The organism is Bacillus cereus group sp. N14 (assembly GCF_016483555.1).
Classification (GTDB): Bacteria; Bacillota; Bacilli; order Bacillales; family Bacillaceae_G; genus Bacillus_A; species Bacillus_A wiedmannii.
Map to the genome: position 1 here is coordinate 42,173 of NZ_JAEHBQ010000025.1, position 20,354 is coordinate 62,526.

A 20,354-nucleotide genomic window follows, 5' to 3' on the forward strand; every position below is an offset into this window, starting at 1 on the left:
AATCTCTCCCTTTTCTCATTTTATAGTGCCGCGTTTACATCTAATCTTTCTTTTATCGAATAATTCGTTTTTAACCAGTGCGTAATATTTTCAATATCCGTTGAGAATATGCGATCATTTGTAATAGAAGGTACTTGTTGACGGCCTTGATGGTAGAAGCTCTTCGTCACTGTACTCATGTTTTCAATACCGTGATATTCTGCTGCTTGCATCGCACAAATCATCTCAATTGAAAGAACACGTCTTACATTTTGAATAATTTGATGTGCATGGCGTGAAGCGATTGTTCCCATACTTACGTGATCTTCTTGGTTAGCTGATGACGGGATTGAATCAACACTCGCTGGATGTGCTAACGTTTTATTTTCAGAAACAAGTGACGCTGCAGCGTATTGCATAATCATTGCACCAGACTGAAGTCCTGGTTCTGGACTTAAAAATGGAGGTAAATCATTTAATTGCGGATTTACTAAACGCTCGATACGACGCTCTGAAATATTTGCAAGTTCCGCCATTCCTACTTTTAAGAAGTCCATCGCAAACGCAATCGGTTGACCATGGAAATTCCCACCCGAAATTACTTTTTCTCCGCCATCAAAGATTAGCGGATTATCTGTTGCTGCATTCATTTCAATTTCTAATTTTTCTTTCACATAATTTAAAACTTGCCAAGAAGCACCGTGTACTTGCGGGATACAACGAAGTGAATATGCATCCTGCACTCGTAGTTCTCCTTGTTTTGTTGTTAATTTACTATCATGAAGGATGTCACGAATTCTGCTCGCTACTTCCACTTGCTCTTTATAACCACGTGCTTTATGAACATTTTCATCAAATGCATCAATAATGCCTTGTAATCCTTCAATTGTCATCGAAGCAATGAATTCAGCTTGATACGCCATTGCTTCTGCTTCTATATAAGAAAGAACTCCTTGCGCTGTCATCGCCTGCGTACCATTGATTAATGCAAGCCCTTCTTTCGCTTCAAGTTCAATCGGTTCAAGCCCTTCTTCTGTAAGAGCAACCATCGCATGAACGCGTTTCCCCTTATAGAACACTTCACCTTCGCCTAATAATACAAGCGCAAGATGAGATAAAGGTGCTAAATCGCCACTCGCACCAAGTGACCCTTGTTGCGGAACGACCGGGTGAATTTTACGATTTACAAACTCAAGAAGCATATTTACAACAAGTGGTCTAACACCAGATACTCCTTTAAGCATCGTGTTCGCTCGTAAAATTAACATACCGCGTGATACCTCTTCAGGGAATGGATCACCTATACCGCATGCATGTGACTGAATTAAATTGTGTTGAAGTGCCTTTACATCATCTTTTTGAATAAGCACATCACTGAACTTTCCAAATCCAGTTGTAATACCGTAAACGACTTTTCCGTCCTCTACAATTTTCTCAACAACTTCGCGGCACTCCGCCACCTTTTGCATACTATTTGGACAAGCTGTTACACCTTCCCCTTCAAGTAACAACCTCTTCATTTCTTCAATTGTCAATGTGTGTCCTGTTAACGTAATCATTCTTTTTCCTCCTTAAAAAGGCAAAAGGGGACCTTATCTTTTTAAGACAGACTTCTGTCCTAAAAAAGTAAGGCCCCCTTCTAACTAATAGACTATGGGCAAATCATATGTGATTAATCCCTAAACCAATCGCCTCATGCTCAGATCCTTTTACAGGTGCACCAATCGTTCCATATAATGCAACAGCAACCCATTCGCCTTCTTTTTTTCCGTCGTATGGTCTACCGCGCACAATCGCAAAGCGAAGTCCTACTGTACGAAGAACGTCTGCTAACTGAATTTGACCTCTCGTCACTCCGTACAAAGCTTCCATAATTGCATGATAAAGTGCATGTGTTTCTCTGTAAACATCTGTTTCAATAACTTGGGTGCTCTTAGCCGCTGTTTCCATTGCTGCTACAACTTTTTGCGAATTCATCGAACCCACTTTCCCCGTACAATACTTCCAACCTTTTGGAATAGATAATACAGGGCTTTCATTCTCATCCGCAAGTGCCAACAACATGGCCATACGACCAATTCGATGTGTTCCTTGAAGAAGCATGTGACTCTCTCATTTCTTTTAATTATTTGAATATTTCTTAATTTAAGAATATATGAAAACGGTTAAATCGTCAATAGTTTAAACTCACATTCGAACAATTTTTTCATCCCCTCCATTTGTGTACACAAATTATTTACACGAATTTTTCAGGCGTGCTATAGTCTCACTAACAGATGCAAAGGGGCGATATTTCAATGACGAAGCGAAAAGATATTCATTTTCGAATTGAAGAAAAATTACTTGAAAGGTTTGAATCTGCACTCCATTACGAAGGTTTAAAGAAAACCGACGTATTAACACACGCGATTCAGCAATTTTGCACGAAGGTGGAATGTGAAAAAATGAATGATGTAAAACGCCAATATAACGTAAGCAACCATTTACAAACACGTATCGATACGCATAAACATTACGAAGAAAAACAAGTAAATTTAGATGAACTCGTCATGGAACATTTACAATTTCAAGGAGAAGAAAAAATATTAGAGGTTGGGTGTGCTAATGGAAATTTTCTTTCCCTTTTACAAACTAACGGTCATAAAGGCGAACTAACCGGTTTTGATCAATCAAAAACGATGCTTTCTGAAGCTGCAATAAAGAATAGCATAATTGAATGGAAACTAGGTGATGCTGGTAAACTTCCTTTTGAAGCTAATCGCTATGACTGGGTCATCGCAAGACATATGTTATATCACATGAAAGATGTCGAAAAAACAGTTCAAGGATTCCATAAAGTAATGCGTCCCGGAGGCTCACTTTTAGCTACAACAAATTCTGACGTTACATTACCTCATATAGTTGAAATGTGTAACCGCATGTTAGACGCATTTGATTTACCGAAAACAACATCATCAGTCACTCCATTTTGTTTAGAAAATGGTAAAGAGATATTACAGTCTGTTTTTCCAACTGTTGAAGAAACAGTTATTCATAATGCTCTCGTTTTTCATCATGCTACTCCGATTGTAAGCTATATTTCTAGCATGTTTCCATCGCTAAATATACCTGATAGTACATATCTTCACGCCGAAATGAAGGAATGGCTAAAAAAAGAAGTAGAAAATGAATTGTCACTTCATAACGGTATATGGCGCGACCCGAAAACGTTAGCCATTTATCGATGTCAAAAAGAAAAAAGCTATCCAATGCTAGCTTTTATACATTCTCATGTAAAAGTTTGTCCATCATCATATTGCCCTTTCCGCCATAAAAATTTATACTATGTTCGTTCGCTACTCCAAAATAAGTAGCAACTGCTATTCCGAATGGTACGAAAGCATGTCCTTGTGCAGTAATAATATTTGAGTGTTGTACAACTTCTTTATATACAAAATTTTCTACTGGAAAACAATCTAACTTTTGATAATCTATAGTCGCTGTATAAGAAATCCCTTTAAATAAACCTGCTCTTGCTAACGCATACGGTCCAGCACAAATCGCAGCTACTAATTTTTCTTTTTCAGAAAATTGGCGAATGACTGAAAAGAGAATATCTGCGTCTTTAATATGTACTTCGTCTCCCCCTGGAATGATAATCCCCTCATATTCATCTACACGCACTTCACTTAATTCTATATGCGGTTGTACTTGCAAGCCTGTTTCACTTATAATCAACCCTTTTGTTAAGCCCGCAGTAATGATTTCATATTTCTTTTTCAGTAATGCTGTTGCTACTGTAATTTCAAACTCCGCAAATGTTGGGTATACGAATAATAATATTTTTTTCATAGTCCTTTCTCCTTTAACCAGCCCATAAAATATGCTTCTAACTCATCCACTGTTAATGTATTCGTGTCCACATAAGTTACAGGAAATTGTTTATACCATTCTTTTTCAGTTTCTACTAATTTAAATTGTTCTTCGAATGTACTTCGATTTCTTGCCCCGTCATTATTTTTTCTATCATATAAATTTTCTTTCGAAACATCTAAATAAAAAATTGCATCCGAACGGCATTCTCTTAATTTATATAATTCATCTTTCAATTCAATTTCTATATCCCACTTTTCCCCTATAATCGTTGGATAAAAAATTGTATAAAACTCAATATCTTCTGGTCCACGATCAAAAATCACGACTGAATCTTTCACATTTTGAAACTCCTTTATTTTTGCTTCCATAAACATTTTTTGATTTATGATAAACCCTTCTTTTGAATTCATATCCAAATTTAATTGTTTTCGCTTTTTTACAATTGGATATGGATTTTCATATATAACTGAAAGCCCACATCTCTCTAACCTTTTAGCCAATGTTGTTTTTCCGCTTGCCATCGATCCTTGGAGTGAAATTACATATGCCATTCCTCTCATTCCCTTGCATTTTAGTATATCTATAATATACAGAATTTTAAAAACCATCAACAGAATATATATCATCTTGTTTCTTATTCTTATCTAACTTATAATAAAAATAGAGATTATGACGGACGCATCAATAATGTAAGCTTGGAAATCCAAGCTTACATTATTTTTTGCTTTCCCTTTTCTAATAAAAAGAGTATACTAGTTTAGAACGTATGTTCTTAATGATTACATACAGTAAGGAGATAGAACAATGGTATACGACACAAAAGCAATTTCTTGGAATGAGTCTTTAAAAAAACTTCAACGCCGCTATACAAACAAACAAGTTGATCGAAAAGAATTTGAAGATATTGAACTGATGGAATTCTTCCGCGATAACGACTACATTTCTTTACCTACACATATAAGCGGCTTATCAACAGTACGTTTTACTTCTTACTCTATTTTCACAACTAAAGATAAAGATCGTAAAGTTGGCACATTAATCATTGAATATGTAGAAGATGATAATAATAATTTATGTGTTGAACAACTATACTTTGTTTAAATGATAACGCTTGGTCAAAATGACCAAGCGTTCTTGCTTTCTATGAATCTCACTGTTTATAATATGAATAAAAGAAAACCGCAATCATTAAGGGGGGATAAGCTTGCTCGAAGGATGGTTCAGTTGGTTCATAGTGCTATGGACTGTTATTTTATTAGGACTTATGTCTATCGGTGGATACTTTATGTTCAGAAAATTCCTAAAACGATTACCTAAAGAAGATGGTATGTCCATTTTAGATTGGGAAGAGCACTATATTAATAAAACTAGACATTTATGGGATGAAGAACAAAAACAATTGTTAGAAGAGCTCGTAAGTCCTGTTCCAGAACTATTTCGCGATGTCGCTAAATCAAAAATTGCTGGCAAAATTGGAGAACTGGCATTACAAGAAAAAGCCTCTCAAATTACACAAGATTTAATTATTAAAGGATATATTATTGCTACACCAAAACGCGACCATAAATTTTTAGTTAAAAAACTACAAGAAAAAGAGATTGATTATTCTAACTATAAATCTTTACTCGCAAAGTAACTTCACATTATTTTCAATAAAAAGGACAGCGCCTTTGACGCTGTCCTTTTTATTTTATACATATAACGTTTTCAAGTTAGCTTCATATCTTTTTCATTATAAAAACCATCTTCTTTTTCCATTTCCTTCTGTAATTTCGTAAAGGAACGATACATAGCAATTCTCCATGACACAATCATCGCGAACGCCAGTAAGAAGAACATGCCACTAAGTTGTCCTAAATCAAGAGATTGACTTAAGTATGTTTTAAAAACAATCCGCACGACAAGTAATCCAATTAATATAAAAACAAATGCTTTTGAACGCTTCAAATAAATCTCTTGTCCTCTAATTTCAAATTTAGATGTTTTAATAAGAAAAATAGAGAAAAACAAACCGACGCCAATTGCTTCTAACATTTCTGCTGGAGTTAATCGAAATTCTGGAAAAACAAACATCAATGCTCCCGTACTCATAAAAAATGGTGGAAGTATAATTTTTTTCAATGTTGCCGGTTTCTTAGCTGCTTTTAAACGAATAAACATCGCACCAACAGCCATACAAACAGCAACGATACTGGATAAAACAACTATGTTCATATTTTCTCATCCTTTTTTGTGGCTATATGCAAAATATACTTTCATTATATGCTTTTCCGTTAGTATTTCCAACATTTTCACAGAATAATACTAAAAACCGGTAAAACCACCAAATAAACTTGAGAAATATACGATAATTTTCGTCATCCAGTTGAAATATAGGAAGATACCCATGACAATCATAACATATCCTCCAATCTTCATGAATTTCATACTATTTCTTTTAATCCAAGACATTTTCGTAATAAAGAATGATAGTACGAAAAATGGGATAGCAAACCCAAGTATGTATGCTATCATATAAATCATTGCTGATTCTGGATTTGTTGCTGCTAATCCAATGACAGACACTAAAATAGGTCCAGTACAAGGCGTCCACCCTGCAGCAAAGGCCAACCCAATTAGAACGGATCCCAAATAGCCACTCGGACGATTTTTAAACGTAAATTTACGGTCTTGCATTAAAAACTTTGGCTTAAACACACCGACAATAATAAGACCGAACACGATGATAAATATACCACCTAACTGTCTAATTAAATCTTTATAATTTGTAAAGATGCCTCCAATAAAACTTGTACCAAATCCAATTGCAATAAATATAATTGAAAATCCAAGTAAGAAAAACGCTGTATGTATCATACTTCTTTTGCGAAGCATTGCATTTTCTTCTTTCAACTCAGAAACCGACATACCTGTTATGTACGATAAAAATGCCGGATAAAGCGGTAAGCAACATGGGGAAATAAATGATAAAAATCCAGCGCCAAACGCTAAAAAAATACTAATATCTTGCATGATTCCACTCCTCTCCTTACATATTGTAGCAAAAACACATAAAAATACTATGAACAATTCGTGAACTCACTTTAACAACGTGATAATAAGAAAAACTACCCTTACAAACAGTTTCTAATAAAACGTTTTTATTCCCTTCTATTATATAGAACAATATCAATTGGACTATGAAACTTCTCTAATTGTTATTAACATAACAAAGGTAATATAGTTTCTCAAATGATTAGCACACTATAATGGACTACCCTTCTATCTCCCTAAAAAATATTTTTTTCAAATGCTGTCTTTATACAATACGAAGCTGATTTTACAATACTTTTATTATTACTAATTTCAAGATTATGCATAAATATCATACTTTTATTATTATTCTATAAAATGTCACACTTTTCTTTTATTTGACCCTTTATTTTTAATTTTGTATACTTCCCTCTAGTTATATATGTCCGTTAGGAACAATTTCATATAGATGGGAGGAATTTTTCATGCTTCGTTATTCTCTTTTAGTTTTATTAGGAGCGTGTAGTTATGGGATTTTAGCTATTTTCGTTAAACTTGCCTATGCAGAAGGATTTTCACTTGGAGAGGTAATTGGCAGCCAATATTTGTTCGGTTGGATTATTTTGCTTGCTATTACTCTTCTATTTTCTAGACATCGTGTTCCATTAAAACAAGCGTTAATTTTATTCGTGGCAGGTACATCTGCAAGTTTTACTGGAATTTTTTATTATGCTTCATTAAAAACTGTACCAGCATCTATTGCAATTATACTTTTATTCCAATTCGTTTGGGTCGGAATTATTATTGAAGCAGTCACAACAAAAACATTACCTTCAAGAGAAAAGGTTATTTCCGTTATTTTCTTACTTGCAGGTACATTTTTATCAAGTGGTTTACTAGAGAAATCAGCAGGTGATTTCGATATGACTGGAATCATACTAGGTTTATTATCTGCTGTTACATTCGCAACATACATTTTCGTGAGCGGAAAAGTTGCTGTTGAAGTGCCTTCATTACCGCGCGGTGTTCTCTTAATGACTGGCGCTTTAACTTTAGTAATGATCGTATTCCCACCAACATTTATTTTTAGCGGTGCAATTTCTGAAGGACTTTGGAAATACGGTTTAGGATTAGGAACATTTAGTATCGTTATTCCTTCTATCGCCTTTACAATCGGTATTCCAAAGATCGGTTCTGGCTTAGCGACTATTCTTGGTGCAGCAGAACTACCGGTTACAACAATTATGTCTGTATTCGTTTTAAAAGAAGCGGTGCTATCTTCACAATGGATCGGTGTATCACTTATTTTAATCGGTATTGCAATCCCGCAAATTGCCTATGCAATGCGTGGATGTTATCGTAAACATCATACACACAAAAAATTGGCAGCATAAAACAAGAGAGGATTTTCATTTGAGAATCCTCTCTTTTCTTATTGTATAATTAATGTAAATACATTAATTAAGAAAGAAGGCATTATACGTGGCAGCAAATCTAGAGCAATTAACTGAGATGCTAATTTCTATTCGTCGAAATTTACATGAGCATCCAGAATTATCATACGAAGAATTTGAAACGACGAAGACTATAAAAAATTGGTTAGAAAAGAAAAACATTACGATTATAAATTCTAGTTTAGAAACAGGCGTTATTGCTGAAATTTCAGGGAATAATAGCGGACCAATTATAGCACTCCGCGCTGATATTGATGCCCTTCCTATTCAAGAAGAAACAAATTTACCGTATGCTTCAAAAATTCCCGGTAAAATGCATGCTTGTGGGCATGATTTTCATACAGCTGCTATTATAGGTGCCGCTTATTTATTAAAAGAAAAAGAATCTTCTCTTGGTGGAACTGTACGCTTTATATTCCAGCCAGCTGAAGAAAGTAGCAATGGTGCTTGCAAAGTAATTGAAGCCGGGCATTTACATGGCGTGCAAGCTATTTTCGGTATGCATAATAAACCCGATTTACCAGTAGGTACAATCGGTATTAAAGATGGTCCACTGATGGCCGGGGTCGATCGATTTGAAATTGAAATTCACGGAGTTGGTACACATGCAGCTGTACCAGATGCTGGGGTAGACCCTATTGTCGCGTCCTCTCAAATCGTGATGGCGCTCCAAACAATTGTAAGCCGAAATATAAGCTCTTCACATAATGCGGTCGTCAGTGTCACAAACATCCATTCAGGAAATACGTGGAACGTAATTCCTGAAAAAGCAACGCTGGAAGGAACTGTACGTACATTCCAAACTGAAACACGTGAAAAGATTCCCGCACTAATGAAACGTATTATTCAAGGGGTTTCTGATGCATTAGGTGTAAAAACAGAATTTCGTTTTTATGCAGGTCCTCCTGCTGTTCATAACGATACATCTTTAACAAACTTATCCTCTCAAGTTGCTGAAAAAATGAATTTAAATATCATCTCTCCTACCCCGTCAATGGCCGGAGAAGATTTTTCTTTTTATCAACAAGAAATACCTGGTTCATTCGTTTTTATGGGAACGAGTGGTACACATGAATGGCATCATCCAGCTTTTACAGTAGATGAGCAAGCATTACCTATAAGTGCAGAATACTTCGCTTTGTTAGCTGAAAAAGCACTTAAACAATTTGCATAAAAAAGGAGCCGTTAAGAAATACTTAACGGCTCCTTTTTTTATGTTAAATCACGTTTTAAAAATACTATATAGGAAATGCTTAAAAATACAAATAAATATAGTAATAACATACATGAAGCAAACGGGAATGTTACTCCATCAATAAAACTTCCATTCTTTGAAATACTGTATAAATCTGTGTTTGCTGGCAATAAATATTTCGCCCAATCATATCTAGTCGCTGCTAATAATGCAATGTTTCCTGATAAAGCAAGAAATAGTGAAATACCAATCGCGCCTCCACTAGATCTTGTTAATACAGAAATCATAAATGCAAACGCTGCGTACACAATCGTCGGCAACCACGATAAAATATAATACTTACTAGCTTCCACAAAAATATTTTGTTTTATAATATTTCCATCTTGGAAAATAAGCTCGCTCCATGCAGGCTGTTGGAATTTATAAATAACAAGTCCACATAAAGTGGAGAAAATCATATTAAATATAAACAATAACGCTGCAAATATCACAATTGCTAAAAATTTAGCTGTCAAAATTTTAAATCGACTCGCTGGTCGTATCGTTAAAAATTTATATGTTCCCCAGCTATATTCATTCGCAAAAATTGTACTTGCATACACGAGGATAAATGGGAGCAATATTGGAAATACGATAAAACCTGTATCTCTCATGAAAGAAAGCGGAGAACTGCTTGTCGGTGCTGTATCTGTATCTAAATGCTTCATCTTAAGCTGATATTCCTTTACAAGCTCGTCCCCAGATCGTTCTGCTAATATAGATTCTTTTTTCATACCTAGCTTTTTCTCTATTTCTACAGTTCGTTCTGTATAATCGGCTTTCCATCCTTTTGTTTCCGGTTCTAAATACTTTACCGTAACCCACCCTAATCCAATTATTAATACTGCAATAACTGCAAAGGGAATAATCGTTCGCTTTCGCTTAAATATTTTATACAGTTCGTTATACACTAAATTAAACAATATCTTTTCCCCCTGTTAATTCTAAAAATTGCTCTTCTAACGTTTTTCTTTCTTCATATACACGATACACTTGAATATTTTTCTCAAGCAATATACGAATAACATTTGGGATTTCTTCATCTTTTACATGAATAAGTAGATCATTACCTTTTATTAAAACATCTTGGTCTAACATTTCTGCTGCTTTATTCGCATCATCTACACGTATACGGATTGTCTCCATCTCTTCTCTTTGATTATGCTGAATATTTTGCGTCGCCACATATTCTCCATGCTGAATAATGATAACTCTATCACACATTAATTCAACTTCTGAAAGTAAGTGACTAGATACAAGTACCGCTTTTCCTTGTTCATGTGCAATTTTCTTTATGTACATTCTCATTTCATGTATTCCACTAGGATCTAATCCATTCGTTGGTTCATCTAATATCAATACATCTGGATCGTGAATAAGCGCTTGAGCAATTCCTAAACGTTGTCTCATGCCGAGTGAATATGCTTTTACTTTTCGGTCAATTACTTGTCCCATCCCTAACAATTTCACTACTTCATCGATACGTTCTTCCGTCACGTTACCATTCATTCGTCCGAAATATGTTAAATTTTCATAGCCGCTCAAAAAAGGATAAAATTCCGGTGTCTCAATTACTGCTCCAATTTTCGCAGCAGTACTTTCAAATTGCTGTTTTACAGATTGACCGTCAATCCAAACTTCACCCTCTGTCATACGAATCATGCCGACCATCATTCTCATTAAAGTCGTTTTTCCAGCACCATTTGGTCCGAGCAAGCCAACTACTTCACCCTTTTTAACTTCGAAACTAATATTTTCTACAAGTGTCTTTGAACCGATTCGCTTCGTTAACCGCTCAACCTTTACAATTGATTGTTCATTTGTCATACTATACAACCTTTCCTTCCCATTCTTTGTCAGGTCTTTACACTGTAACATGATTATTTTTATGTGTAAAATAAGAAAAGGCATGATTTCTCATGCCTTTTCCTTGAATTAAAACGAATTTTCATCTTGTAAACTTTGAACAAATCGAAAACATTGCATCATCGATAATAGGACGATCACAATCATAATTATACTAACAACTACTATTGCATATACTGTAATCGGTGCACTATTTATCCCTTGTATTCCTGCTATTTTCATAAAGATAATCGTAAATAATTTCAAAAATAACATCCCATTCACTAATCCAAAAACAAACGCTGCCCCATAAATAAATAATTGCTCCTGACATAATAAACATAGTACGTCATTTCTCTTCCTACTCTCTGCTACATAAGATTTAATTTCCTCTTTTCTCACTTGCAGAAGAGAAAACGTTATTTTATATGTAGTAAAAATACAAATAAAAATGAATACAATAAACAGCATGTAAAAGCTCATTTGAAATAAAAGTGTAGTCTCTAATTTCCCAATCGCTCCTTCATTAAATTGGAGCGATATCATAAAAAATAAAATCATAGTACTCATAGCAACCCACATGAATTGCTTCATCCTTTTGGCAGCAAATGTTCTTATATTTTTTCTCACTAACTGACATAAAGACATATGTTCTTCCCCTACCTTACTTCATACCATACTCATTCTATACTACTAGTGTATAAAAATATGACATTTTAAACATCGCACTACAATCTGAATTTGTTCTAAGTCTTTAGTCCTAGAAAATAAAATGGTAAATAAATCATATTAAGAATATATTTGTAAAAAGGAGGGGGTTGTATGCGCATAAAATTACTATCAATCTTATTTTTATTATTTCTCACAAGTTGTAGCTCACTTAAAAACAATGAAATCGCCATTGTTGAGCCATACAAATTAACAGAAGAGCAATCTTCTATTTTACAAATGACTCCTTTTCAAGAAGGAGACAGCATGTTTTATAACGTTACCCTAAAAAATAAAAAAGATGAAATACATGCTACAATTGATTATTATCAAGATGGTAAAAAAACAAACGTAATTGCGAATATAGCTACCTCCCATTTTCAAAAAAAGAAAGTAAAGCTTTCTTTTTTACCACCTCAATCCCAACTCGATAAAGATGTACAAGTGCAAAAACATTGGTATGTTAATATTGAAGGTAGTTCCATGCTCGCTCCTGAAGAAGCACCTCCAATCATAAATAGCTCTACCTCTACCACTCTTCAATCTGCTATAAACTTAACATACAATCAAAAGACGACTTTAGCAGCTATAATAAAAACGAATAAAGAAACCGTAAGAATTCCAATGCTTGAGGAAAAAACTGCTATTGACCAACTATTACAAGAAAACGAACATGTTTATCTCTTTAGTATAGAACTAAAAAAAGAACACTAAAGCGGAAATGCAATTATATTGCATTTCCGCTTTAGTGTTTAACGAGGTGTACTTTTTAACAAATTAATTAATCTCATCCTCAACTTCTATTCTTTTCTTCTCTCTTGCAATTTTCAAAAACTCTAAAAGTTCTGGATTAGTATTCATTTTTTTGTACGCTACTGACATTTCTGCAACAAAATTCGAATCACATAACTCTTTATATACGACTTCGGTTTTATACAATTTATTCGCCGATACAGGTATTACCGTAATTCCGATTCCTGCCGCTACAAGTCCCATAACTGTTTGATATTCCGTTGCTTCTTGTACAATGTGTGGACTAAATCCTACGTCGCGGCAAAGTGATAAAATTGTATCGTATAACGCTGGCCATACCGGTCTCGTAATAAATACGAACGGTTCGTCTCTTAAATCTTCAATATGTATTTCATCCTTTTCAGCAAGTGGATGTGCCTTCGGTAAACATAACGTACAAGAAAGTTTTTGAATTGGTTCTAACTCTAGTAATTGCGTTGGAATTGGCGGACGCAAAAAGCCAATATCAATACGGTTATCGTGAAGTGCATGCACCTGATCCGGTGTTGACAGTTCATGTAATGCAACAGACACTCTCGGAAATTTCTTTCTATACTCCCTTACGATAGATGGTAAAATATCATATATCGCCGCACCTACAAAACCAATTGAAAGTGAGCCCACTTCTCCCCTTTGGGCACTTTGTGCAACTTCTACTGCTTTATCAATTTGTTCGAACGCTTTTTTTACTTCTTTTAAAAACATTTCTCCAGCTTCTGTTAATTCAACTTTTCTCTTCGTTCTTGAAAATAACATAACTCCCATTTCTTTTTCTAATTGCTGAATTTGTTGACTAAGCGGTGGTTGTGTCATTTGTAAACGAGCAGCTGCTCGTCCAAAGTGTAACTCCTCTGCCACTACAACAAAATATTGCAAATGCCGTAATTCCATTTTGGACACCCTTTTCACTTTCAATTAATACATCTAATATATTAATAACATATAATTTATATATTAGACAAATTTTTCGAATGAACGTATAGTAGAAATTGTTAATTCTTTTTTACAATTTTTATGTAAAAAAAGAAAGAGGTGGGTACTGTATGAAATGGTGGAAATTAAGCGGACAAATTTTATTATTATTTTGTTTCGCTTGGACAGGTGAATGGATTGCAAAACAGGCACACCTCCCAGTTCCAGGAAGTATAATCGGTATTTTTTTATTGTTAATTTCATTAAAATTTAACCTAGTGAAAAAAGAGTGGATACAGGACGGAGCAGACTTTTTATTAAAAGAACTTATTTTATTTTTCATTCCTTCTGCAGTCGCTGTCATACGCTACAAAGATACACTATCACAATATGGAATCGATCTCATTTTAATTATTATGATTAGTACACTTTGTGTCACTCTCGCTACAGGACTCCTAACAGAATTGCTACTAAAGCGGAAAGGATCAACACAATGATCGGCTTTCTTTGTTTACTATTAACACTATTCACATATTGGATATCGAAGAAAATGTATCAACGCTGGAATTGGAGCTTACTTTCTCCTCTTCTCGTCTGCCCTATTATTTTAATTGCTTTATTACTCGGACTAGACACACCTTATGAAACATATGAAACAGGTGGTCAATGGTTAACAGAATTATTAAAGCCTGCAACAGTTGCTTTCGCATGGCCAATCTATAAATACTTTGATTTACTCAAGAAACATGGAATAGCTATTTTACTTAATGTCATTGTCGGTTCATTTTTATCAGTTATTACTTCAGCACTACTAGCTAATTATTTTCAAATTGATTCATCGTTAGAACATAGTTTAGCGCCTCATATTGTAACGACACCAATTGCAATGGCCATTTCAGAAATGATCGGTGGTATGTCACAATTAACAGCTGTATTTGTTGTTTTAACTGCGTTAACAGGAGCATTGCTCGGACCTTCTCTCATACGTATATGCCGTATTAAAACAGCGCTCGCAAAAGGCATTATGTTAGGCACGAGCGCAAATGGAACCGGTACATCAAAAGCATTCGAAATCGGCCCTGTAGAAGGAACCATTGCAAGTTTATCTATGCTTTTAACAGCAGGAGCTAGTTTAGTTATCGTTCCGCTTTTCTTATCGTGGATACATTGAAAAAGCAAGTGTTTAAACACTCGCTTTTTTATTTATATATTTATTTAAAATCTCATAATCCTCCGGGAAAGATAGCGTTAATTCCTTCACTTCATCTATCCTTTTCCAAGCAATTTCATGTATTAACTCATCAGGATCTTGGATTTTCATACTACCGCCTATTTTTTTAACGACATAATAATGAACGTATACAGGAACCCCGTATGTAATACCCTCTTTTTCGTATATTTTATTTACAACTTCCACATTGTAACCTGTTTCTTCCCAAACTTCTCGAATACAACATTCTTCTAGTGTCTCTCCCTTTTCAAGCCCTCCACTTGGAACAGACCACCTTTTTTCTTCACCCTTTTGCCCTTGCAACACCATTAAAACTTCATTTTTTTCATTTATACATACTGCTGCACAACCTATCCATCTTTCCATATACATCCCTCCCCTACAAAAATTCACCTTCTTTATCATTTTCTCCTTGAAAAAAGAGGAAAAAAGTAAACTAATGACGAAAAATCACATTAACTTCATAGACAATCCCTTCTTAGAAATTAAAAACGGAAGGATGAAAATATGATTTCTAAATATGTTGTGGAATGTGTCTTTTGTGAAGAAAATCGAAAACCACGCCAAGCTATCGTAACAGTTCCCGCCACTACTCAGCTACTAGCCATTGAAAAAGTGCGTGCGGAATGTAAACGTCGTTTCGGAAAAGCTTTATTATTGCAAACAGAAATTAAAGAAGAAATAGTTTTTGAACAAAAAGAAAGCTAACCATAAATTGGTCAGCTTTCTTATCCGATCATATTTTCACATGAAGATTAGGGGCATCCTCTTTAAGGATCGGGATTTTCCCATTATGTACGTTCCATAATGGTCATCGAACAATATATTTCTATGCAATTAATTATTGAATAGAATAGGGCAAAACTTGTTCGCATTTTTAGAAAAGGGATAGGGATATAATTCAAGTAGTACTTCGAATACTCGAACTTTACACTCATTATATTAAAGCAAATCCTTTTATATGGGAAATATGAATTACTTACATAATTCATTCGTAAAACATATTAGTTTGCTATATTATTTTCATTCCATCAATAACATACATCCAGCTACAACTGGTGTCATAATCATTGAAAGCTTCAAAAGCATACGTGGTGCATAATTTGTAAACTTCGCCCCGATATACGCTCCTAACATCGTGCCAATTAATACTTGCAATAACAGTATATAATCTAGGTAGCCTTCTGAACTATATCCTAGCCCACCTCCAATCGCAATCGGCAATATGACAAGCATTGTTGTTCCTACAGATTGCTGGATTGTTAATCCTAATAGAACCATTAATCCAAGTTGAATAAATGGTGCAGAACCAATCCCAAATGAACCAGCCATCATTCCAGTGACTAATCCGAGACATATACATTTCATTATATTTTCTTTCGAAAAATCTTTAATTTCTGTTAAAAGTAGTTCTTCCCTATTTTGAAACTTAATTAATTTAACAAACATAAAAATTGCAGATAAAAATAACATCCCAGCTGTAAACCAATGAAGAAGATGCGGTGGTATAAGTGAACCAAGCTTTGCACCAATATAAGAACCAAGTGCTCCACATCCACCAACAATCCCGCCTATAGTAACTACAACATTTCCTTCACGATAATGACTTATAACCCCAGATAATGTCGTAAATGCCATAGCAGTTAAAGACGTTGCAAGCGCAACATGAATAGGAATGCGGAATACTAAAGTGAGTATTGCGATAATAAAACCAGCTCCCCCTGCTCCAACAAATCCTAATAAAACTCCCATTACTAACATCGTTATAATAATTGCCACAGACTTTCCCTCCAGTAAAGCAATTATCCATCATATTCTTCCTTGCATACAAATAAAAAGCATCCTAGATGGATGCTTTTTATTTCAATAATATGTACTTAATCTTGATTAATCAAAATAACTGCAGGACCAGCGACTACTACTCCAGCTACTTCTATCTTTTCAAATTCTTTTACTGTAATAGATATAACTCCTTCTCTTTCCATTAATTCTTTACTCAGGACATCAGTCGGGATTGCTTTCACCGTCTTACCTCCTTTTCATTTATACAATATGATACAGTGAAACTTTAATCAGTTGCGATTTGGTCCATTCCGCACTGATTATAATCGGGCTGCTCGTTTATGCACGATAAAAACAACCCAATGCATCCATATATATGCATCACCTCCGCTTTCATTCCTTATTCCACTCAAAATCCTTCTCTCCCTTCCGTAACATATTGAAAAATAAAAAAGAAGCTATAACATATAGCTTCTCTCTAAATTTATTTAATCTCTTAGTATCTCATATTTCATAACTCTACCATTTCTATCAAATTGTAAAACAAGCTGTTCACTATCTATTGAAATAAAGCCACGTTCATTTCCAAGATAGTACGAAGTGGTAATCCCTTCTTCTCCATTTCTCGTTTCAGTAGGTGCTCCTAATAATTTTGTAATTTCTTCATTTGATTTCCCTGTTAATTTATATTTTTGCATTAGATCATCTACCATATGTACCCGTTTCTCTTCAGCATGTAACCACCGATTTTGATTAAACTTAGAAGTGTATGTATTCATACTTAATTGCGCAGTGCACACTATTAACGGAATGAGTGCTACTATTAATACTCCCGACATTTGCTTCTTTTCTTTATTACGATTTTTAGAAACATATAAGATAGATTTTTGAATCATGATTAATAAAGCAAATGGCATGATTACTACAAAAATACTCTTTACACTTAATAACGTATGAGTTATATCGATAATGTAAATAAACGCAAGATACATTAGTATATACAAACAAACATAAACATACAAAATACCCCTTAATATAGCACGCAGAAAGCCCACCTCTTTTTAATTCATTTTATAATTCATCCGATTAATGATTTCTCGAAGTTTTTCTAACTCTTGATCTGTATATATTACTTTCCCTGTTAAGATCTCATTTCTAAAGAACATTACAATTTGCTCTCTATCTTTTAATCTCGGCGTTTTTTCTTCAGACAGATCGAGCACTTCTTTCCCACTCTCATTATAAAAATATACAATCGGTTTTACGTTTTCCTTTACAATATCAACTTGTATTTCTTTCAAACAATTGTATAGAATATGGGATAGTTTCTTCGCTCTATATACTGGATTCCCTTCATTTTTTACTTGTATCGTTAATGAATCTTCACCTGTAATATATTCAAACGTCTCTTCTTTCTCTACTTCTTGTTGATACTTGCCAATTTCATCAATCATAAATGAATATATACTAGCATTTTCTTTCGTTAAGCCATGAATTAATTTCCCTGTCCATTCTTTCGTCTCAAGTACATACATACCCGTTTTACTTAAGACAAGATGATGAATGCGAAAATCATTTCCTCCGTGCTGACTTTTAATAAAAACATTCGGCATAATATGAAATTCATTGTCTAGTATTATGCCTTGTTCTACGAATCCACGCTTCATATAATGTAATGTTTCGTGTGTATTCACTTCAGCTCCATTTTTCGTATACTCTCGCAAATTTGCAATTAACTTTTGAAACATGTGTATTTCGTTACTATGTTTTTCTTGTATTTCACTTCGTTCTTTACTATGTTGCATAGCTAATTGATTTTTCATCATACGCATATTTTCAAGTTCTCTAGCTGCACTTATTTGTAAATCATTGTATTTCTTCTGTTCCATATTTTTCAATGTATTTTGTTGTTCTTTATGCTCTGTAACCGTAGCTGCAATTTCAGTTTCATATGTTTCAATTGCTTGTTTCTTTTCAAATTCTACTTGCTGACTCTCTGATTCTAGCTGTTTATTTTTATAGAACAGCACGAATACTACAGCTAATAATAATAAAATCACACCTATTAGCACATAATCCATATCTTTACTCCTTTATTCCATTTTCATTTATTTTTATAAACATCCATTATATTATACTATGCTTTCAATATACACTTTGTAAAAATTACATATTTTTATGAAGAGAGACTTTAATAAGCGATTTTTCTCATTCCCCACTGATTGTTTCAGGTTGCCCGCAAATAGCAGAATAAAAGGAATCTCAGGCGAGATACCTTTTACGTGCATTTTATTGTACACCATACTGAATATAACTTGAATCATAGTATATCCAGCCATTTCCACCTAAACCAAGCCAGAGCCATCTTGCTTACACCATACTCTATAAGCCTCACCGCGATGTAACTGTCTTATAACATTTCCATTTAATGATGGAGCATCCCGCAGATTCACATTATCACCAGTAATAGTCGCCACATAATGTTTATACTGAATGTAACTTGGATCATAGTATATCCATTCGTTTCCACCTAAAGCAAGCCAACCATCTTGTTCACTCAAAACTTCATACGATTCTCCTCTATTTAGCTGGCGAATTACACTAGATTGTAAAGATGGTCCACTCCGTAAATTTACATTATCGCCTTTAATTACAGCAACGCCGTAGACTGCAGTAGCAGTACTAGGTGGAGAAACATTTCCACCACCATTTGTTCCATTTCCTTGCAAAGCTTCTAATGAAACCGCTGCTGATACGTCACAATTTCCTACTACACCTGAAATTTTACCAGAATCTGTGTATTGCCATGCTGTCCACTCTGTCCAACCACCAGCATCAGCAGGCGGCGTACTAGAGTATTTAGAAATCCAAAGTGGAATATCACTTAACCCGTTAATTCCAAACTCATTAATATACCAAACTCCTGTATATAACATGACATCTTTTCCAGTAGCCTGTTTCACATAATTTATGAAACTCCTTGCCCAATTAGATATAGCAGTACCAGTTAAATTACTATTACTCGGATCTATCGGTGATTCTAAATCTAGAACTGGCATTAAGTCTGTCTGATTGCTTTGTAATATGTTCACAAAATGTTTCGCTTCTGAAATTGCATCATTTAGTTCTGGATGCGCAAAATGGTATGCACCGATTAATACATTCGCATTTCGCGCTGCTTGTACATTTTGAACCAAAGTAGGATCAAGATTATTCACACCTTCTGTCGCTTTTGCATACGCCGCTGAAATACCGGATCCTTTCAATGCATTCTAATCAATATTCCCTTCCCAATGAGACACATCGATAAACGTAATATTTGTACTAGATCTATCTTGCATATAAAAGCTCCTATCAGTTTTTTTCATTTCGTATACATACAATATGTACAACTTTATTAAAGGGTCACGACGTTTATACTATAGACATAGAGAGCAAACATATTTTATAAACAAAATAAAAAAGCCTTGTAATGATATTATCCCCTTTAGGTAGACAGTGTGAAAAAGACCATGTATACACATGGATGTTACACTATTACTTGGAGGGG

Annotated in this window: 25 protein-coding genes and 1 pseudogene; 9 read left to right on the forward strand and 17 right to left on the reverse strand. The window is 34.5% G+C overall.

Annotation, left to right across the window (positions count from 1 at the left end; translation table 11 throughout):
• Window positions 1–20: 20 nt before the first annotated feature.
• Window positions 21–1,538, reverse strand: a complete 1,518-nt coding sequence (hutH, locus tag JDS82_RS25015; protein WP_098111143.1) for a histidine ammonia-lyase — start codon at window positions 1,536–1,538, stop codon at window positions 21–23.
• Window positions 1,539–1,641: 103 nt separating this feature from the next.
• Complete coding sequence (hutP, locus tag JDS82_RS25020) at window positions 1,642–2,082, reverse strand: hut operon transcriptional regulator HutP (protein ID WP_000926520.1); 441 nt, start codon at window positions 2,080–2,082, stop codon at window positions 1,642–1,644.
• A gap of 194 nt (window positions 2,083–2,276) precedes the next feature.
• Here hutP and JDS82_RS25025 point away from each other — a divergent pair, with 194 nt between their 5' ends.
• Window positions 2,277–3,332: a class I SAM-dependent methyltransferase gene (locus JDS82_RS25025; protein ID WP_048565877.1), complete on the forward strand. Its 1,056-nt coding sequence runs from the start codon at window positions 2,277–2,279 to the stop codon at window positions 3,330–3,332.
• Here JDS82_RS25025 and JDS82_RS25030 read toward each other — a convergent pair.
• Together JDS82_RS25030 and JDS82_RS25035 are read right to left on the reverse strand one after the other, a co-directional pair.
• The gene (locus JDS82_RS25030; RefSeq protein WP_000722195.1) at window positions 3,238–3,810 is read right to left on the reverse strand and encodes a DJ-1/PfpI family protein; all 573 of its coding nucleotides are present in this window, start codon (window positions 3,808–3,810) and stop codon (window positions 3,238–3,240) included. The genes JDS82_RS25025 and JDS82_RS25030 overlap by 95 nt on opposite strands.
• A complete protein-coding gene (locus JDS82_RS25035; protein WP_061672865.1) occupies window positions 3,807–4,394 on the reverse strand; it encodes an AAA family ATPase in 588 nt (195 codons plus the stop codon). The genes JDS82_RS25030 and JDS82_RS25035 overlap by 4 nt, the downstream gene beginning before the upstream one ends.
• Window positions 4,395–4,638: 244 nt before the next feature.
• Between JDS82_RS25035 and JDS82_RS25040 the strand changes: the two genes are divergently transcribed.
• Both JDS82_RS25040 and JDS82_RS25045 read left to right on the forward strand, forming a co-directional pair.
• Complete coding sequence (locus tag JDS82_RS25040) at window positions 4,639–4,935, forward strand: hypothetical protein (protein ID WP_000262395.1); 297 nt, start codon at window positions 4,639–4,641, stop codon at window positions 4,933–4,935.
• A 103-nt stretch (window positions 4,936–5,038) separates the two neighbouring features.
• A complete protein-coding gene (locus tag JDS82_RS25045; RefSeq protein WP_000889390.1) occupies window positions 5,039–5,470 on the forward strand; it encodes a DUF2621 domain-containing protein in 432 nt (143 codons plus the stop codon).
• A 71-nt stretch (window positions 5,471–5,541) separates the two neighbouring features.
• Here JDS82_RS25045 and JDS82_RS25050 read toward each other — a convergent pair whose 3' ends face one another.
• From JDS82_RS25050 to JDS82_RS30260, 3 genes are all read right to left on the reverse strand, one after another.
• Window positions 5,542–6,048 (reverse strand): CcdC family protein, encoded by a 507-nt coding sequence (locus JDS82_RS25050; protein ID WP_001028637.1) that lies wholly within the window; start codon window positions 6,046–6,048, stop codon window positions 5,542–5,544.
• 90 nt (window positions 6,049–6,138) lie between these two features.
• Complete coding sequence (gene ccdA / locus JDS82_RS25055; RefSeq protein WP_001152685.1) at window positions 6,139–6,846, reverse strand: cytochrome c-type biogenesis protein CcdA; 708 nt, start codon at window positions 6,844–6,846, stop codon at window positions 6,139–6,141.
• A gap of 16 nt (window positions 6,847–6,862) precedes the next feature.
• On the reverse strand, window positions 6,863–7,006 hold the full coding sequence (locus JDS82_RS30260) for a peptidase T (protein WP_087947101.1): 144 nt from the start codon (window positions 7,004–7,006) through the stop codon (window positions 6,863–6,865).
• Between the two features lie 325 nt (window positions 7,007–7,331).
• On the opposite strand from JDS82_RS30260, the gene JDS82_RS25060 reads away from it, so the two are divergent.
• Together JDS82_RS25060 and JDS82_RS25065 are read left to right on the forward strand one after the other, a co-directional pair.
• On the forward strand, window positions 7,332–8,240 hold the full coding sequence (locus tag JDS82_RS25060; protein ID WP_064057588.1) for an EamA family transporter: 909 nt from the start codon (window positions 7,332–7,334) through the stop codon (window positions 8,238–8,240).
• A gap of 88 nt (window positions 8,241–8,328) precedes the next feature.
• On the forward strand, window positions 8,329–9,474 hold the full coding sequence (locus tag JDS82_RS25065; RefSeq protein WP_000729787.1) for a M20 peptidase aminoacylase family protein: 1,146 nt from the start codon (window positions 8,329–8,331) through the stop codon (window positions 9,472–9,474).
• Between the two features lie 38 nt (window positions 9,475–9,512).
• Here JDS82_RS25065 and JDS82_RS25070 read toward each other — a convergent pair whose 3' ends face one another.
• The 3 genes from JDS82_RS25070 to JDS82_RS25080 all read right to left on the reverse strand — a co-directional run bounded on the left by JDS82_RS25070 (window position 9,513) and on the right by JDS82_RS25080 (window position 12,027).
• A complete protein-coding gene (locus tag JDS82_RS25070) occupies window positions 9,513–10,457 on the reverse strand; it encodes an ABC transporter permease (protein ID WP_064057589.1) in 945 nt (314 codons plus the stop codon).
• The gene (locus JDS82_RS25075; RefSeq protein ID WP_000180637.1) at window positions 10,450–11,361 is read right to left on the reverse strand and encodes an ABC transporter ATP-binding protein; all 912 of its coding nucleotides are present in this window, start codon (window positions 11,359–11,361) and stop codon (window positions 10,450–10,452) included. The genes JDS82_RS25070 and JDS82_RS25075 overlap by 8 nt, the downstream gene beginning before the upstream one ends.
• 108 nt (window positions 11,362–11,469) lie before the next feature.
• Window positions 11,470–12,027, reverse strand: a complete 558-nt coding sequence (locus tag JDS82_RS25080) for a hypothetical protein (RefSeq protein WP_000050589.1) — start codon at window positions 12,025–12,027, stop codon at window positions 11,470–11,472.
• A gap of 174 nt (window positions 12,028–12,201) precedes the next feature.
• On the opposite strand from JDS82_RS25080, the gene JDS82_RS25085 reads away from it, so the two are divergent.
• Window positions 12,202–12,801, forward strand: coding sequence for a hypothetical protein (locus JDS82_RS25085; protein ID WP_064057590.1), 600 nt, complete (start codon window positions 12,202–12,204; stop codon window positions 12,799–12,801).
• Window positions 12,802–12,864: 63 nt separating this feature from the next.
• On the opposite strand, the gene alsR is transcribed toward JDS82_RS25085, so the two are convergent.
• Entirely contained in the window at window positions 12,865–13,770 is a 906-nt protein-coding gene (gene alsR, locus JDS82_RS25090) for an acetoin biosynthesis transcriptional regulator AlsR (RefSeq protein ID WP_000423221.1), read from the reverse strand.
• Between the two features lie 152 nt (window positions 13,771–13,922).
• On the opposite strand from alsR, the gene JDS82_RS25095 reads away from it, so the two are divergent.
• Both JDS82_RS25095 and JDS82_RS25100 read left to right on the forward strand, forming a co-directional pair.
• Window positions 13,923–14,288, forward strand: coding sequence for a CidA/LrgA family holin-like protein (locus JDS82_RS25095; RefSeq protein ID WP_000872362.1), 366 nt, complete (start codon window positions 13,923–13,925; stop codon window positions 14,286–14,288).
• A complete protein-coding gene (locus JDS82_RS25100; RefSeq protein WP_000578956.1) occupies window positions 14,285–14,962 on the forward strand; it encodes an LrgB family protein in 678 nt (225 codons plus the stop codon). Before JDS82_RS25095 ends, JDS82_RS25100 begins: the two co-directional genes overlap by 4 nt.
• 12 nt (window positions 14,963–14,974) lie before the next feature.
• On the opposite strand, the gene JDS82_RS25105 is transcribed toward JDS82_RS25100, so the two are convergent.
• Complete coding sequence (locus JDS82_RS25105; RefSeq protein ID WP_000442960.1) at window positions 14,975–15,388, reverse strand: NUDIX hydrolase; 414 nt, start codon at window positions 15,386–15,388, stop codon at window positions 14,975–14,977.
• A gap of 141 nt (window positions 15,389–15,529) precedes the next feature.
• Here JDS82_RS25105 and JDS82_RS25110 point away from each other — a divergent pair, with 141 nt between their 5' ends.
• Complete coding sequence (locus JDS82_RS25110; RefSeq protein ID WP_000624205.1) at window positions 15,530–15,730, forward strand: DUF3903 domain-containing protein; 201 nt, start codon at window positions 15,530–15,532, stop codon at window positions 15,728–15,730.
• A gap of 315 nt (window positions 15,731–16,045) precedes the next feature.
• Here JDS82_RS25110 and JDS82_RS25115 read toward each other — a convergent pair whose 3' ends face one another.
• The 5 genes and pseudogenes from JDS82_RS25115 to JDS82_RS25135 all read right to left on the reverse strand — a co-directional run bounded on the left by JDS82_RS25115 (window position 16,046) and on the right by JDS82_RS25135 (window position 20,070).
• Window positions 16,046–16,801, reverse strand: coding sequence for a sulfite exporter TauE/SafE family protein (locus tag JDS82_RS25115; protein WP_088321574.1), 756 nt, complete (start codon window positions 16,799–16,801; stop codon window positions 16,046–16,048).
• 98 nt (window positions 16,802–16,899) lie between these two features.
• On the reverse strand, window positions 16,900–17,046 hold the full coding sequence (locus tag JDS82_RS25120; protein WP_000644411.1) for a BC1881 family protein: 147 nt from the start codon (window positions 17,044–17,046) through the stop codon (window positions 16,900–16,902).
• Window positions 17,047–17,292: 246 nt separating this feature from the next.
• A complete protein-coding gene (locus JDS82_RS25125; RefSeq protein WP_080482958.1) occupies window positions 17,293–17,859 on the reverse strand; it encodes a hypothetical protein in 567 nt (188 codons plus the stop codon).
• Window positions 17,860–17,865: 6 nt separating this feature from the next.
• Complete coding sequence (locus JDS82_RS25130; protein WP_064473176.1) at window positions 17,866–18,885, reverse strand: nuclease-related domain-containing protein; 1,020 nt, start codon at window positions 18,883–18,885, stop codon at window positions 17,866–17,868.
• 208 nt (window positions 18,886–19,093) lie between these two features.
• A pseudogene (locus tag JDS82_RS25135) lies at window positions 19,094–20,070 on the reverse strand (GH25 family lysozyme).
• Window positions 20,071–20,354: the final 284 nt, after the last annotated feature.

Bases quoted from the DNA above. Each gene is read 5' to 3' on its own strand.
- hutH (WP_098111143.1), bottom strand. From the start codon at position 1,538: ATGATTACGTTAACAGGACACACATTGACAATTGAAGAAATGAAGAGG.
- hutP (WP_000926520.1), bottom strand. From the start codon at position 2,082: ATGCTTCTTCAAGGAACACATCGAATTGGTCGTATGGCCATGTTGTTG.
- JDS82_RS25025 (WP_048565877.1), top strand. From the start codon at position 2,277: ATGACGAAGCGAAAAGATATTCATTTTCGAATTGAAGAAAAATTACTT.
- JDS82_RS25030 (WP_000722195.1), bottom strand. From the start codon at position 3,810: ATGAAAAAAATATTATTATTCGTATACCCAACATTTGCGGAGTTTGAA.
- JDS82_RS25035 (WP_061672865.1), bottom strand. From the start codon at position 4,394: ATGAGAGGAATGGCATATGTAATTTCACTCCAAGGATCGATGGCAAGC.
- JDS82_RS25040 (WP_000262395.1), top strand. From the start codon at position 4,639: ATGGTATACGACACAAAAGCAATTTCTTGGAATGAGTCTTTAAAAAAA.
- JDS82_RS25050 (WP_001028637.1), bottom strand. From the start codon at position 6,048: ATGAACATAGTTGTTTTATCCAGTATCGTTGCTGTTTGTATGGCTGTT.
- ccdA (WP_001152685.1), bottom strand. From the start codon at position 6,846: ATGCAAGATATTAGTATTTTTTTAGCGTTTGGCGCTGGATTTTTATCA.
- JDS82_RS25060 (WP_064057588.1), top strand. From the start codon at position 7,332: ATGCTTCGTTATTCTCTTTTAGTTTTATTAGGAGCGTGTAGTTATGGG.
- JDS82_RS25075 (WP_000180637.1), bottom strand. From the start codon at position 11,361: ATGACAAATGAACAATCAATTGTAAAGGTTGAGCGGTTAACGAAGCGA.
- JDS82_RS25080 (WP_000050589.1), bottom strand. From the start codon at position 12,027: ATGTCTTTATGTCAGTTAGTGAGAAAAAATATAAGAACATTTGCTGCC.
- JDS82_RS25085 (WP_064057590.1), top strand. From the start codon at position 12,202: ATGCGCATAAAATTACTATCAATCTTATTTTTATTATTTCTCACAAGT.
- alsR (WP_000423221.1), bottom strand. From the start codon at position 13,770: ATGGAATTACGGCATTTGCAATATTTTGTTGTAGTGGCAGAGGAGTTA.
- JDS82_RS25095 (WP_000872362.1), top strand. From the start codon at position 13,923: ATGAAATGGTGGAAATTAAGCGGACAAATTTTATTATTATTTTGTTTC.
- JDS82_RS25100 (WP_000578956.1), top strand. From the start codon at position 14,285: ATGATCGGCTTTCTTTGTTTACTATTAACACTATTCACATATTGGATA.
- JDS82_RS25105 (WP_000442960.1), bottom strand. From the start codon at position 15,388: ATGGAAAGATGGATAGGTTGTGCAGCAGTATGTATAAATGAAAAAAAT.
- JDS82_RS25110 (WP_000624205.1), top strand. From the start codon at position 15,530: ATGATTTCTAAATATGTTGTGGAATGTGTCTTTTGTGAAGAAAATCGA.
- JDS82_RS25130 (WP_064473176.1), bottom strand. From the start codon at position 18,885: ATGGATTATGTGCTAATAGGTGTGATTTTATTATTATTAGCTGTAGTA.